Source organism: Desulfosporosinus burensis (assembly GCF_054657535.1).
This window is the reverse complement of sequence record NZ_BAAHYN010000007.1, coordinates 290,209-305,350: the sequence shown is the minus strand read 5'-3', so window position 1 is coordinate 305,350 and position 15,142 is coordinate 290,209. Positions and strand designations below refer to the sequence as shown.

At 43.5% G+C, this 15,142-nt stretch carries 13 protein-coding genes; 11 read left to right on the top strand and 2 right to left on the bottom strand.

Annotation, left to right across the window (positions count from 1 at the left end; all coding sequences use genetic code 11):
- Positions 1-49: 49 nt before the first annotated feature.
- The 11 genes from ACYQ3Q_RS14765 (at position 50) to ACYQ3Q_RS14715 (ending at position 12,545) form a co-directional block, all read left to right on the top strand.
- Positions 50-1,969 carry a sigma 54-interacting transcriptional regulator gene (locus ACYQ3Q_RS14765; RefSeq protein ID WP_459929293.1) on the top strand — a complete coding sequence of 640 codons (1,920 nt, stop codon included), beginning with the start codon at positions 50-52 and terminating at the stop codon, positions 1,967-1,969.
- A gap of 236 nt (positions 1,970-2,205) precedes the next feature.
- Entirely contained in the window at positions 2,206-2,490 is a 285-nt protein-coding gene (locus ACYQ3Q_RS14760; RefSeq protein ID WP_459929292.1) for a 4Fe-4S binding protein, read from the top strand.
- A 12-nt stretch (positions 2,491-2,502) separates the two neighbouring features.
- A complete protein-coding gene (locus ACYQ3Q_RS14755; protein ID WP_459929291.1) occupies positions 2,503-3,648 on the top strand; it encodes a transketolase C-terminal domain-containing protein in 1,146 nt (381 codons plus the stop codon).
- A 12-nt stretch (positions 3,649-3,660) separates the two neighbouring features.
- Positions 3,661-4,521 carry a thiamine pyrophosphate-dependent enzyme gene (locus ACYQ3Q_RS14750; protein ID WP_459929290.1) on the top strand — a complete coding sequence of 287 codons (861 nt, stop codon included), beginning with the start codon at positions 3,661-3,663 and terminating at the stop codon, positions 4,519-4,521.
- A gap of 6 nt (positions 4,522-4,527) precedes the next feature.
- Positions 4,528-4,950, top strand: a complete 423-nt coding sequence (locus ACYQ3Q_RS14745; protein WP_459929289.1) for a 2-oxoacid:acceptor oxidoreductase family protein — start codon at positions 4,528-4,530, stop codon at positions 4,948-4,950.
- A gap of 138 nt (positions 4,951-5,088) precedes the next feature.
- Positions 5,089-6,243, top strand: coding sequence for an aconitase family protein (locus ACYQ3Q_RS14740; protein ID WP_459929323.1), 1,155 nt, complete (start codon positions 5,089-5,091; stop codon positions 6,241-6,243).
- Positions 6,244-6,313: 70 nt separating this feature from the next.
- Positions 6,314-7,726, top strand: a complete 1,413-nt coding sequence (locus tag ACYQ3Q_RS14735; RefSeq protein WP_459929288.1) for an FAD-binding oxidoreductase — start codon at positions 6,314-6,316, stop codon at positions 7,724-7,726.
- 4 nt (positions 7,727-7,730) lie between these two features.
- Positions 7,731-9,008, top strand: coding sequence for a (Fe-S)-binding protein (locus ACYQ3Q_RS14730; RefSeq protein ID WP_459929287.1), 1,278 nt, complete (start codon positions 7,731-7,733; stop codon positions 9,006-9,008).
- A gap of 627 nt (positions 9,009-9,635) precedes the next feature.
- Positions 9,636-10,667, top strand: a complete 1,032-nt coding sequence (locus tag ACYQ3Q_RS14725) for a TRAP transporter substrate-binding protein (RefSeq protein WP_459929286.1) — start codon at positions 9,636-9,638, stop codon at positions 10,665-10,667.
- Positions 10,668-10,794: 127 nt separating this feature from the next.
- On the top strand, positions 10,795-11,277 hold the full coding sequence (locus tag ACYQ3Q_RS14720; RefSeq protein ID WP_459929285.1) for a TRAP transporter small permease: 483 nt from the start codon (positions 10,795-10,797) through the stop codon (positions 11,275-11,277).
- Positions 11,274-12,545 (top strand): TRAP transporter large permease, encoded by a 1,272-nt coding sequence (locus ACYQ3Q_RS14715; RefSeq protein WP_459929284.1) that lies wholly within the window; start codon positions 11,274-11,276, stop codon positions 12,543-12,545. Before ACYQ3Q_RS14720 ends, ACYQ3Q_RS14715 begins: the two co-directional genes overlap by 4 nt.
- A 161-nt stretch (positions 12,546-12,706) precedes the next feature.
- On the opposite strand, the gene ACYQ3Q_RS14710 is transcribed toward ACYQ3Q_RS14715, so the two are convergent.
- Together ACYQ3Q_RS14710 and ACYQ3Q_RS14705 are read right to left on the bottom strand one after the other, a co-directional pair.
- The gene (locus tag ACYQ3Q_RS14710; RefSeq protein WP_459929283.1) at positions 12,707-13,408 is read right to left on the bottom strand and encodes a response regulator; all 702 of its coding nucleotides are present in this window, start codon (positions 13,406-13,408) and stop codon (positions 12,707-12,709) included.
- A 43-nt stretch (positions 13,409-13,451) separates the two neighbouring features.
- Positions 13,452-15,023 (bottom strand): ATP-binding protein, encoded by a 1,572-nt coding sequence (locus ACYQ3Q_RS14705; RefSeq protein WP_459929282.1) that lies wholly within the window; start codon positions 15,021-15,023, stop codon positions 13,452-13,454.
- Between the last annotated feature and the right edge of the window lie 119 nt (positions 15,024-15,142).

Genomic DNA, 15,142 nt, shown 5'->3' with positions numbered 1-15,142 from the left:
GAAGAAAATCATAGGGTTTTTATATATACGTAAACCGGGGGGCGTAAGAATGGCTGAAATCTTATTTATCACACCCTTACAGGAACTAGCCAGTCTGGTTAAAGAGGTTAGCCATCAGGACGGTGCACCGGAGATCGACATTAAGGTCGCTCGAATGGAGGATGGGGTTAGACTTGCCTTAGAAGCAGAAAAACAGGGGTATCACGTGCTTGTTAGCCGGGGAGTTACGGCTTGGATGATTAGAGAGTCTGGGGTTTCGCTCCCTGTCATCGATGTACGTATCGGTGGGTTAGACATATTAGAAGCTTATCTGCAGGCTAAAAGTCTCGGAAGCCCTATTGGTATTGTTGATGTGGATGAAATCATCCAAGAGATTGCAAGTTTCGAAGAGCTTATTGGAGAAAGTTTCGTGAAGTATACCTTGGCGGATCAGAAAGAGGACATCCTTAAAGGGGTAACTGCTCTGAAAGCTGCTAAGGTACAAGTAGTGATCGGTAAGATCGCTATGGCTAAAGAGGCCGAAAAGCTGGGCATGCAAGCAGTGGTCATTAGGTCTGGTCGAGAAGCAGTCCAACGTGCCCTAGCGGAGGCCAAGCGCGTTCTGGTAGTGCGTAAACTAGAAAAGCGTCGTGTTGAACAACTAAAAGCTATTTTGGATTTTACCTATGACGGTGTCATTGCCTTAGATGAGGATGGAAGGATTAGCGTATTTAATCCGGTAGTGGAGAAACTAACGGGTTGGACTGCGGAAAAGGCCATAGGACGTCTAGTTATTGACGTTCTGCCTAAATCCCACTTCCACAAGGTCTTAAAAACCGGTAAGGCAGAAGTTGGGGAGATTATGGAGATAGGTCCGGCTAAAGTTGTGGCTAACCATATCCCTATCAAAGTGGACAAAAAGGTAGAAGGAGTCGTCACTACCTTTCAATCTGTAGACCGGTTGCAAAGACTAGAGCATAAAGTGCGACGAACCCTGGCAGACAGGGGTCATGTTGCAAAACATAGTTTTAGCCATATCTTAGGGCATAGTCAAGCAATTAAAGATGCCGTCAAATGGGCTCGTGAATACGCCCAAGTAGATTCTACAGTTCTTTTGCATGGGAGGACTGGAACCGGTAAAGAATTGTTTGCTCAAGCAATTCATAATGCAAGCCCTCGGCGGTGTGAATCTTTCGTGGCCATAAACTGTGCAGCTTTACCTGAAAGTCTATTAGAAAGTGAATTTTTTGGTTATGTCGAGGGAGCTTTTACAGGGGCTCGAAAAGGTGGCAAGGCAGGGGTATTCGAGATCGCCCATGGTGGAACCTTATTTCTGGATGAGGTAGGGGAGATGGCACCCTCGCTGCAAGCTCGTTTACTCCGTGTTCTGGAAGAAGGTGAAATTATGAGATTAGGTGATAATACTATTTTGCCTGTGAACGTTCGTCTAGTGGCGGCTACACACCGTGATCTCAAGGAAATGGTTGAAAAGGCAAGTTTTCGTGAAGACCTGTTTTATCGCCTAAACGTTTTATCCTTAGTGGTTCCACAACTTGCTGAACGTGGAAATGATATTTTGCTAATTGCCCGTCATTTCTTGGATGAATTTAGTCGCAAGATGAACCGAAGTGCGGGTTGGTTTTCTGCAGAGGCTGAACAGATCCTCTTGGAGTATCCATGGCCAGGAAACATTCGTGAATTGCGTAATGCTATGGAGCGTTTGGTCATGTTGACTGGGGGGGTAGAGATTTCTGAGGATGATATAGTTCGGGCGCTTGGGCTGGACAGAAAACAGACTGTCTGTATTCCAGAAGTTCCGGAACGCAAAGAGAGATTACGAGGCGAAGTAGAGTTAGCAGAAATTCGTCTAATTAAGAAGGCTCTTAAAGAATGTGAGGGGAATAAAACCGAAACGGCACGTCGTTTGGGAATAAGTCGGACTACTCTTTGGAGGAAAATGCAAGAGGAGGATATTGATGCGTTCCAATAATGCAACGGTGTGTTTCTCTAATCGGTAATGCCGTTTCATCATTGATACTGTTGCGGAGAATTTGCTCAAATAACATAGAGTCACCTTTAAAGTTTTGATTTATGAATTTGCCACTATTGGCTTAATAAACAGAAAATTTTAGTTTTATTAAGAGCTTCGGCTCTTATTTTTTTTGTGGCATGCATATTGCATTATCTTATTAGCAGAGAAGATAAAAAGGAAAGGAGGCGAAGGTAGTGGTTAAAAATCTTCCAGTTGTCCCGACGGCTAAGGCCGGCAGCCTAGTTGAGACGCCAACGGGAATAACTTGGCGTATTCAATATCCGGTCATTTTAGAAACCTGCAATATGTGCTTAGACTGTACATTATTTTGCCCAGATGGGGCCTTAGTCCAGCAAGAGGGTAAAATCGTGCTCAAAGTAAGTTTGTGTAAAGGGTGCGGAATTTGTGCCAATGAATGTAAAGAGAATGCCATAGAAATGATCCCGGAGTATTCGGGGATTCAGGGCGTTTTCCGTTGAGGGGGGAAATGAATGAGTACAACATTGTTAACAGGTAGTGAGGCAGCCGCCTATGGGGCAAAGCTAGCCCGTATTGAAGTTTTAGCGTATTATCCGATTACACCGGCTTTTCCGGCAATGGAGAGGGTTAGTAAGTTCATCGATGATGGTGAGTTGAATACCCGTTTTGTACGAGTTGAGTCTGATCATAGTGCCTTAGCAGCGGCATTAGGAGCTAGTCTAGCGGGTAGTCGGACTTTTACAGTGACAAATTCTCAAGGATTGCTCTATATGACGGAAGTCGTTTATCATACGGCAGGGTTACGTCAACCGGTAGTAATGGCAGTAGCAAATAGAGCTCTTTCAGCACCGCATAGCCGTTTTCCTGAACAAGGGGATGCGATTTCCCAAGGGGCAAGCGGCTGGATTCAACTTTTTTGTGAAAATAATCAAGAAGTGCTTGATAATATGCTCCAGGCCTTTAAAATAGCCGAAACAGTCCGTCTGCCAGTAATGGTTAATTATGAGGGGTATATCCAATCTCATACCTTAGAGGAAGTAGGAATTCCTAATCAAGAGAAGATAGATCAATTCTTGCCTTTGAATCGAGTTCGAACTCTGGATGTCGAGAACCCACAAGCCGTAAATACTGTTGCTAGTCCTGAATTTTATATGGATTATAAGTTCCAACAAAATGAGGCTATGGAAAAAGCGCTTACAGTCATCAATAATGTTGCTTCAGAGTATGGCAAAGAATTTGGTCGGGATTGGTCTGGGTTAATCGATACTTATCAAATGGAAGATGCGGAACATGCATTTGTAGCCATGGGATCGATGGTCAGTGATGCTCGGATCGTAGTGGATGAACTACGCAAGCAAGGTCAAAAAGTTGGGTTAGTCAAGGTAAGGGCATGGCGTCCTTTCCCAGCGGAAGCACTCCGTGAGGCCCTTAAGAACGTTCAACTGATTACCGTATGTGACAAAAATATAGTCTTCGGTCTCGGAGGGGCGTTAGGAACTGAGCTAAAGGCGGCCTTATACGGGCAGGCTTGCCGCGTTAATAGTTATATTCTAGGGCTAGGGGGCCGGGATGTAACCACAGAAGAAATCAAGAAAGTACTTGAACTTTCGGAGAAAACTGAAAAACAGGCAACCGCTTCCGAGTGGTTCGGGTTATAAGGAGGGATCAACGTGGCTCAATCCATCGCAGATTTGTCGAAAGAGGACTTATTTGGTCAAGGAAATGCGGGTTGTGGGGGCTGTGGCGCAGCCATTGCAGGTAGACAAGCAATGAAGGCTTTAGGCTCCAGGACGATTATCACAATACCAGCATCATGTATGGCAACCATGGGTGGTTCAAACCTTAAGACCACCTGGCAAATTCCCTTTTACCATACCTTATTTGAAATAGCACCAGCAGTGTCTTCCGGAATCAGAGCAGCCCTAGAGGCGCAGGGAATTGAAGACGTTAATGTGGTTTCTTGGGCGGGGGATGCTGGAACTGCAGATATTGGCTTCCAATCCCTAACAGGTGCAGCGGAACGTAATGAACACATGCTGCACGTGTGTTATGACAATGAGATGTACATGAATACGGGCGGACAAACGGGGAGTCAGACCCCCATGTACGCGATTACTAGCAATATGGCAAAAGGAAAACAAGTTAAGAAGAAAAATATGCTGGCCATTATGGAGGCCCATGGAGTAGATTATGTGGCAAGTGCTTCGATCGCTTACCCATTGGATCTCATTGAAAAATTTAGAAAAGCTGCGGCTAAACCTGGATTTTCCTATATTCATCTTCTGTCACCCTGTCATCGCGGTTGGCAAATTCCACCGGAGAAAACGATTGAGTATGCTCGTCTGGCCGTGGAAAGTGGTCTTTTCGAGCTTTACGAAGTGGATGAAGGAGTTCGTACTCGGAATTTCGAGCCTACCTTTATTCCCGTTGAGGATTATCTGAGCGGTCAAGGGCGGTTTAAGAATTTGACTCCTGAAGCCATTCAAGGCATTCAAGCCGGGGTTAATAAGCACTATGGAAGAGGGGAGTGAAAAGGAATGACAGAGATTCGCTTTCATGGTCGCTTTGGTCAGCCTGTGGGTAAACTGGTTCGAGCCCTTGGCAAACATGCCTTGAGTCAAGGGAAAAATGTTCAGGTATTCGACTCTTTTGCTGCATTTCGCCCGGGTGCGCCCATGTATTCAATTTTAAGGATTTCGGATCAACCTATCCAAGTTAGATCTGCAAACAATACGCGACCGGATATGGTTGTTGTCTTAGATAATAGTCTCTTCGGAGTTGCGAATGTTACCAAAGGGTTGAAACCTTCTGGACAGGTTATGGCATTAGGGGTTGGCGAGGAAGTCCTGGGTAATCAAGCGAGTGATTTCCGTTTCGCTCCTTTGGATTCTCAATTCCAACAGATCGCCAATCTGGAAGATAACTTTATTGACTTACTCCAAAAACAAGATTTAGTTTAAAGATAACTAAAAACTATTCTATCTTCCCGAAAATCTGTAACCATAAAAGGACATTCTGTAAAATCAGCCTTCTTTCCTAGTCCTTGAGACAAGGATTATACATTCTGAACCAATTTGAGAAGGCGGTGTAGACTATTGATGGATTTTTTCTATAAAAATCTTGCTCGCAGTGCGGGAACGACGGAAATCCTTGCAGGACAGGAGATTGAGGTAGAAGTTAACTTAGTGCTGGCTCACGATGGAACTGGTCCTAAGTTGCTGAAACTATGGAATCCAGAAGAAAGAGTGCTTGATGGGCGGAACGTAGTTCTCACGGTTGATCATGCTTTTCCAGCTCCAACCCCCCAAGACCGTGCTTTTCAAAAAGAATTTGCAGCATTTTCAAAGGTTCAGGGCTGTGTACTCTTTAATCAGGGCGAAGGGGTTTTACATCAAGTTATAGCCGAAAGACTCTCTCTTTGGCCAGGTATGATTATTGCTGGGGCGGATGGTCATGTTGCAACGGCAGGAGCTTTTGGCGCCCTTGCCTTTGCATTAACCCCTGAAGAGCTGATTCCTGTTCTGAAGACTGGAGCGTTGAAACTGAAAGTACCTACTTTGCTCTCTATTCAATTAGATGGAGCATTGAATGAGGGAGTTTTACCACGAGATGTGGCTTTATATCTTAGTTGGAAACTGAGTGATCAGATTAAGGGAAAGGCAGTAGCCTTATCTGGTTCATTGGTTAATGGATTGAGCGATGCCGGGCGCATGACGATCTGTAACTTTCTGCCTGAAATAGGGGCGATCACAGCTTTCGTTGCTCCACTAGGAGAAGATGATCGACCTAACTTTACTCTCTATGCCCATGAAATAGAGGCGATGATCGCTGTCCCCCCGTCTCCCAATGAAGTTAGATTTGTCCGAGAACTCGAGGGTACGACGGTTACAATGGCTATCGCTGGTGGATGTTCGTCTGGAAGGTTAGAAGATATGGAAGTTATCGCTGAAGTATTAAAGGAACAATCAGTACACCCCGACGTTACCTTTGTGATTACTCCTGCCTCACGCGAAGTGGCCAAAGAGATGGATAACAAAGGATTAAGTGCACTAATTAGAGACCGAGGCGCAATCATCATGTCACCGGGATGTGGGCCATGCCCAGGTAAACATTTTGGAGTATTGACTGAGGGTGATGTTGCTATTACAACGACGATTAAGAATACACCTGGTCGAATTGGATCTTCTCAGGCTAATATCTACTTGGCCTCTCCTCGAACTGTAGCCCAAGCCGCAGTTAAAGGGGTAATCTGAGGGTATTTTCACGAAGAAGAGGTCCCTATTTGAGTGCGAATTGGGGGTACTAGGGAGAAGGAGTAAAAGTATGATGAAAAAAAATCAACTAGTTAACGATATGAAAGAGTTGCTAGGTCCGGAGAAAGTGCTTTCAAGTGAGCTTGAACGGTATACCTATACTTATGACAGTTCTTTCTTATCCCAGCTTAATGAATTTTATCCTGATGTTGTTGTCTGTCCCATAAACACTGAGGAAGTTCAAAAGGTAATGCGCTACGCTTTTAAACATGATATCCCTGTTACACCTAGGGGAGCGGGGTCCGGTCAGACAGGAGGGAGTGTAGCTGTAAAGGGAGGTATTGTACTAGATCTTTCGGGTTGGACTGATATTGTTGAAATCGATGAAAGAAACATGCAAGTCGTTGTACGACCGGGGATAGTACACGCTGACCTCAATGTTGCTCTATCGCCGTATGGGTTATTCTTCCCACCAGATCCAGGAAGCTCAAAAATGGCGACGATTGGGGGCATGGTTGGGAACAATGCCAGTGGGCTGCGGGCCGTAAAGTTTGGCAACACAGGTCAGTATGTCCTCGGTTTGGAAGTTGTCTTGCCAAATGGAGAGGTCATGAAGACCGGGGGATTACACTCCAGAGCCCTGAAAAGCGTTTCTGGGATCAATCTTACGAGCCTTTACGTTGGGTCTGAAGGTACTTTGGGGGTTATTACACAGGTTAGACTGAAAGTTCTACCAAAACCTCCGGTAAGAGGAATTCTGCTCACGCTGTTTTCCAGCTTAGATGATGCAGCAGCAACAGTTTTGGAAGTGTTTAAGAATGGGATTGTTCCTTCGGGTATTGAGATATTGGACGACTCTGGGATTAAAGCCGCTAATCAATTTCAACCGGATTTAAAGCTTCCGGAGGCAGAGGCTGCCTTATTCTTCGAAATTAATGGGAGCAAGGCAGCAGTCGACTTTGAGGGACAGCAAGTCAAAGAGATTGCAGAAAAGCGGGCAAGTGTCGTGGAATGGGCCACGGATGCCGAGCGTATGGGGAAACTTTGGCAAGGACGTGCTGTGATCGGTGCTGCTTCAGCTCGGGTTAAACCAGGAGCAACAAGAATTTTTTGCGGTGAGGATGTTTGTTTTCCAATGGCTAGGGTTCCTGAAGCTTTACGTAGGATTAAGGAAATTGGGGCAAAGCATAATACCCTCGTGGTCATTTATGGTCATATTGGGGACGGGAACATGCATACAGCACCGATTATTGATCCCTTAAAACCCGAAGAAGTCGCAGCAGCTCACCGCGTGGCAGACGATATTCATCAACTGGCTTTAGAATTGGAAGGCTCAACCACTGGGGAACATGGAGTGGGCTTTACTCGATCCCAATTTATGGAGGCGGAACATGGTAAGGCCTTGGAGATCATGAGAATTATCAAGGATGCCATAGACCCAAAAGGAATTATGAATCCTGGTAAGATATGGGCTGAGAGGTAAGCGTATGAAAACAACATATCGAGTTGATTTTGCCGAGGAACTTAAGAAATGCGTTCGCTGTGGTGAGTGTCGAGCGAATTGCCCTATCTTTTCCGAGTCAAAAAGAGAACCAGATTCACCACGCGGGAGACTATCCTTGGTAAAACTTCTTCAAGAAGGCAAGATCCCAGCCTCCGCAGAACTGTCTGAAAAGCTTTATGGGTGCCTGCTTTGCAAAACTTGTGCTGTCAATTGTCCGTCTGGGGTCATTACGGATGAGATTATAGTGGGAGTGAGAGATTACCTTGATGATGTTTTAGATAGAAATATCATCAAGAAGTTGGTGCTGCGGGGATTCTTGACTCGTCCAGCACTACTTCAAGCATCTTTTTCGCTCGTTAAGCTTTATCAAAAGACTGGGTTAAACAACGTTTTGACAAGATCGAAGTTAATTGAGCATTTGCCAGAAACAATGAGCGCGGGTGCCAAAATATTACCGGATGTCTCAAAACAACCAGCTCGTGGGCGGATTCCAGAAGTTGTCAAGCCCTATGGGGAAAAGCGTTTTCGAGTGGCGTACTTTTTAGGTTGTGCCACGAATTTGATATATCCTGATGTTGCGGTAAGCGGAGTGGATGTACTAGCTAGGCATGGTTGTGAAGTGGTTACCCCGGCAGTAAAGTGTTGTGGTATGCCACATTTAGCCTATGGGGATACGGATACAGTGGTACAACTAGCCAAAAACAATCTAAAGATTTTGCTATCGGCACAAGTGGACGCAGTTGTGACTGATTGTTCGTCATGTTCGGCTACTTTAGCGGAAAGCTATGAGAAGCTTTTTGAGCCTGGTACAGACGAATATAACCAAGCAAAAGAATTAGGGAGCAAGGTCTATGACCTTAATAAGTTTTTAGTAGAAAAGACGGGCATTCACCCAGGTCCTAATCCAGTTAATGTTGCGGTGACCTATCATGATCCGTGCCACTTAAAACGGGGACAAAACATCTTTAAACAACCAAGAGAGCTCTTAAAATCCATTCCTGGAGTAGAATTCCGTGAAATGAAAGAAGCGGATCGCTGCTGTGGGTCTGCGGGTAGCTTCAGTATTATGCATCACGATCTATCCATGAAAGTACTAGGTCGGAAGATGGGTAATATCGTAACTTCCAAGGCAGAGGTGGTGGCCACTAGTTGCCCAACCTGTACTATGCAGTTAACTTACGGGTTAAAGAGTCACGGTTTGGCAGGGCAAGTAGTACATCCAGTTCAGTTACTGGCTAAGACATATTTGAAAGGTAAGTAAGAATATCCACGGTTACTCGGTGGAACTTGTCGTCCGCGAAGGTCCAAAGCCTACGCGGAACGACATTTAAAGAACGCTTCATAAGCTTTCCAGTCACCAGTTGTTTTGCCGTTAATTCACTAAATATTCATAAAGATGTGAAAACAATGAAAACAATGAAAACAAATAGGACTGTTCAGAGCGGGGGTCGAATTACTCATTTATTAAAATATTTAGAATTCATTCTGTTTAAAAGTTTCATAGATGAAACGTTTTTAGACCATGAAACATATTAATGTTACAAATTAGAAACATATCGTAATGTGAGTTTTTTAGAAAATTAAATATGCTCAAAATATTTTATTTAATTTCAATTAATTAAGTGGGTGAAATATAAGCAGGGGTTAGACCTGGACAGTAATGTAATTTGCTATTAGTGCTTGAACGAAGTTTGTATTGGAAACTGGCATAGAAATTGCACTAATTAGGGTGATATCAATTTTTTTGGGGGAGAAGAACTATGTATCTCTCAAAATTAAGTGGAGTTAGATTTTCTGATTTAACAACTTTTATGGGAGGTGAAGTATAGATCATAGAACTGGTAGACTCTAAAAACCTATTCTAAAAAAAGAGAGGGGAATTATTTTAATGAAGAAAAATCGCTTTTTTAGTGCATTACTCGTAACGGTACTCTCTGTTGCACTCCTTGGGTGCGGAACGACTACAGCGGTTAAACCTGCTGATAAAGCCGCTGATACAGCTAAAAAGCCGAGTGTTACTGTTAAGCTATCCTCTACATCTAGTAAAGGTGGAGCTATGTATGAAGGGGCTGTGAAGTTTAAAGAGCTCGTCGAAGAACGCTCCAAAGGAGATATTGCGGTCCAAGTGTTTCCAGATGGACAATTAGCGAAAGACCTTGCAGCTATTGACGCCCATAAAACTGGAGCTATTCATATGTCGCTACCTTCAACAGCTATGGCTCAAATAGATCCAAAATTTGGAGTTTTCGATATCCCGTTCTTATTTAAAGATGCTGCTGCAGTGAGTAAATTTGCCCACGGAGAAATGTGGGCGAAAGAGTTCCAACCATTATTTGAAAAATATGGTATGTATGGCTTGGGCTTTTGGGAAAATGGTTTCCGTCACATCACAAATAACAAACGTCCTATTAACACTCCAGAAGATCTAAAAGGAATTAAACTTCGGGTACCAGAAAGCAAACTTCGGGTAGCCATGTTTAAAGAATTCGGTGCGAATCCTGCAACTTCAGATTTCAGTGAGGTGTTTACAGCTTTACAACAGGGAGTCTTTGATGGACAGGAAAATCCATTTGTTCAGATCGAAGCCGGACGCTTCGCAGAAGTTCAAAAATATCTGTCGCTTACAAATCATACCTATACACCTGCTTACCTAGTTGCTAGTAAGGTGTGGTTTGACAAATTAAAACCCGAGCAACAAGAAATCCTCAAAAAAGCAGCTGTCGACGCGGGCGACTATACGCGTGAATATGGAGCAAAAGTAGAGGGTGAGCTACTAGCCAAATTTAAGGCAGCAGGGATGCAAGTTAACAATGCAGATGTACCATCATTCCAAGCCAAAACAGGACCTGTCATTGATTTGCTTAAAGGATCTATTGATCCGACCTTTGTTGACAAAGTGGTGAAAGCTGCCAAGGAGTAATCAAAAATCCAAGGTAAGTACAGAAGCAACTCATGTCCCTTTATTCGTTTATTGTAGCTTTTTGATTTTTCACAGAATAAGGGGACATGAGTTTTAAATTGATAAAACTTAAAGGGGGCAGGATCAAATGCAGTTTCTAAGTCGACTTGATCGAATCATAACTGCCGGATTAAAATGGACCCTCGTCCTACTGATGATTGCGATTACGTTGAGTGTGGCTTGGGGAGTATTCACTCGGTTCATATTGCAAAATTCAGCAACTTGGACAGGCGAATTTTCGGGGTTTTCACTAGTTTGGATTACCTTTCTGGGATCGGCTTATGCCGTTTATGAAAAAACCCATATTCGTTTTGAATCATTGTTTGATATGCTTCCTCATTCAATACGTTTAGTTATTCAAACGATCTTCAATCTAGCTATGCTTGCTTTCTTTGCGATGATTGTAATTACCGGCTTTAATCTATCAATGGGTGCCATGAGTGCCGAGACTGTATCTCTGCCTATCACTAAAGGAGTCGCTTATTTAGTCCTTCCTGTAGGCAGTGCGATTATGATTCTGGGCTTTTTGTCAGATACCCTAAATTCGTTTAAAAGAGGTGATAGCAAATGATTGCAGCGGTACTAATTGGAGGGATTGTGGGGTTAGTTCTTTTGGGACTGCCGATCGGTTTTGCTTTAGCAGTCGTCGGGATAGCGTTATTTTTCATGACCGGAGCTCCTTTGGATATGTTGCCGATTATTTTATTCGATGGTACTAATAACTTCCCACTCCTGGCTATTCCGTTATTTATGGTGGTTGGAGAGTTAATGGGCGCGGTGAATTTATCTCAACGACTCGTTAATTTCGCAGGTAGTCTTGTTGGTTTTGCTCGCGGAGGATTGGCTCAAGTCACCGTGGTAACGTCCATGATTTTTGCCGAGATTTCAGGATCTGCTGTTGCCGGTGCTGCTGCACTAGGCGGTGTTTTGATACCGGAAATGAAGAAAAAAGGATACACGCAGGGTTTTGCTGCAGCCTTAGTGTCTGTAGCTGCAACCATGGCAATCATTCTACCCCCTAGCATTCCTATGATTCTGTATGGGGTTATGGCTGGGGTCAGTGTCTCGGATTTGTTTATTGCAGGTATTTTCCCAGGATTGATCGTCGGATTTGTATTGATGATCGTGAACCACTTTTTTGCTAAGAAAAACAATTGGGAAGCCGCTTCTACCTTTTCCTTACCGGAAGTTGGAAGGACCTTTAAAGAAGCATTTTGGGCACTGACTATACCGTTCATTATTCTTGGTGGAATCTGGGGCGGAATATTTACCCCGACCGAAGCTGCTGCTGTAGCATCTGTTGCCGCATTTTTAATCGGTATATTTGTCTACAAGGAACTAAAGCTGAAAGATTTACCTGATCTCTTACTCAGAGCAGCCAATCAGACTGCCGTGGTCATGATCATTATTTCCGCGTCAGCGGTTATTGGTTGGTTTTTAACGAGTGAGCAAATCCCTCAGAGTTTGGCCGCTTGGGTGACGACCATAACAAATAACCCGATTGCCGTTTTAGCGATCCTTAATGTCTTCTTCTTGATCGTAGGGATGTTCATGCATTCCGCAGCTGCGATCATTATGCTTATTCCGATCTTAATGCCATTGATTCGCGACTTGGGTATTGATCCGATTCACTTCGGTATCATTATAACCATTAACCTTGGGATTGGTCAGCAAACTCCACCCGTGGCATCTGTCCTTCTGACAGCGTGTTCAGTCGGAAATGTTCCTCTGGTTCAGACGTTTCCTTATCTAAAAATCTATATTGCCGTCATGCTGGGAATTCTAGCAGTGATAACTTATGTTCCGATCATTAGTACTTACTTGCCTTCGATAATGTAAGACACGAATATAAGTCCGCATCATTTCGGTTACAAAATAGATTGTATAATGGTTGTAAATAGAGTCTTAATCGGCAAAGAAAAAAAGCAACCAGTGTGCTTTGATAAATATCAGCGATCATTGGTTGCTTTATTACGTGGTAAAACGTGATTAGAGCATAATTAAGTAAGATTTATCCGATAACGTTTAGTCGGACGTCCGATAGTGCCGTATTCCAATTCAATGTGAACCTTACCTGTTTCCACCAGGTATTCCAAGTAACGCCAAACAGTAATCTTAGAAATGGAAAGTTCTGCTGCGATGTGTTGACAAGAGAGAGTTTGTTCCTGTTTATTCAAGAAACTCAAGATTTGATCTAGGGTCAATTGATGAAAACCCTTAGGCAGTGGAGTGGATTTACTAGGTGGGACGATTTCACTTATAGGTTCAACCGGAGTATTAAGCTTATCAAGATCATGCTGGCTTAAATCCGAGTTTTTCGACAACAGGTGTCGTTGCCTTAAATAGCTTTGCAGAGCCTGTTGGAGACGCTCCATATCAAAAGGTTTAATCAGATAGTCAACAGCACCGTAGCGTAAGGCCTCTTGGATGGTTGAACTATCCTTAGCGGCAGTCACTAATATGATATCCGTGGGGATTTTCTTTTGACGAATTTGTTTTAGAATGCTTAGACCGTTACCATGCGTTAAAAAGATATCCAATAAAACCAAATCGGGCTGGGATTCGATGATTTGTTGTAAAGAATCATTTTCATTATTGCTTATCCCAACGACTATGAAAGGAGCCATTTTTTCCGTAAATCGTTTATTAATACTAGCCACCATAGGATCGTCCTCGACAATAAACACTCTGATGGGTTCCAAATGAAACAACTCCTCTCGTAATAAAATCAGCTGGCATTAAGTGTTAGGCTAGTCTATACGGGATGACGACTCGGAAAGTCGTCCCGTGATCATTAGTGTCAAAGGTAATCGTTCCACCAGCCACGTCAACACGGTTCTTACAGTTTGGCAGACCAAAGCCTTGGCCATGTTCCTTAGAGGTAAAACCAGCCTCAAACACTCGGTGGCGGTATTCAAGAGGAATGCCCGTGCCGCTATCTGTCACCTCAATAAAAATATCTTGGGGGCTTTGTTTTATAAGCACTCGGATCAAGCGTTTTGGTTGGTGAGTGACTGAATCAAAGGCATTTTCAATCAAATTACCTAAAACCACAATCATAGCATGTTCATCAAAATACTCAGGGAGAGCTAGGAGTTGGCTTTCAAGGTCGATTTCCAGATTAATTTGTTTTTCCTGGGCTTCGCTAGCTTTACCAGTTAAGAGCCCAACGACAGCACTACACTGAATATTCACCATCAGAAAACTGACTAAGGACTGTTCTTTCAAGGTAACAGTCGAAATATAGCTTTTTGCCTCGTCATAAGCTTCCAGTTGAATGAGGCCAGAGATAACATGGAGTTTATTCAGAAATTCATGAGTACGTGCCCGGAGGGCCTCGACAATTTTCCTTACCCCGGTGAGTTCTTCAGCAATATGGCTAACTTCTGTTAAGGGGCGGAATGTGGCAATGGCACCCATGACCTTTTTTTTAATGACTAAGGGATGACGATTAGTTAGGACAATGTTGCCATTGATCAACAACTGCTCGTCTGCTAAGGGTTGTTGAGTATTCATGACCAGCGGAAGTTGGGAATCGGGGATCAGTTCAGAAATATGGCGACCTATGAATTCCGTGCCTGGTGGGAAAAGGTTCTGGGCTACTTGGTTAACGACAGTAACCTCACAATTCTGGTCAATGGCAATAATCCCTTCTTTAACGGATTGCAGCATACAGTCGCGCTCTTTGAGCAAGGTCGCAATTTCTAAGGGTTCCATGCCGAAGATTAAGTCTTTAATGTTATTAGCCAACATAATTGAAAAAAACAAAACTAAAAAAAAGCTGACTGGAATGACCACATAAAAGATTTTATAAATTTTTGAGAGTGTTAAGGAAATTCCTGGTTCAAAGTAGCCGACAGCTACAGCGCCAATCTGTTGAAAGTCCTTAAAGATGGGAGCAAAAGCTCTAATCGAGGGGCCAGATATCCCTACAGCTTTAGAGGTATAAGATTTACCCAGCAGAGCGGGTCCTTCATCCCCACCCGTGAAGGGTAGACCAATTAGTTCCTCGTTCGGATGGCTTTGGCGTTTACCATCTCTGTCCATAAAGACGACAAACGCAGCGTGCGTGTTTCGACGGATTTCTTCAGCGATCGTCTGTAGATCTTTGGCTGGTGTTTCAGAAAAATATCCTGCTTTGACATCCTCGCGTTGAGCGGCAAGTGTCGCAATATCCATGGCTTGATTAGCAATTTGCTGCTCAAAGCTATCAATAAAACTAAAATGCAAAATGCTTACAGCTAGGATTAATGGTATTAAACTACTAATTGCAGTGGTTATAAAGACTCGAACACGCAAAGGCAGTGGTTTTCCCATATTACCCTCCAAGTATGAATTACTACTTTGAATTAATGCTATAAATTCATACCCGTTTATACTACCAGATTGTTATATTTATTGCTATATGATTTATCTGAGAAGAGATAATTCAATAA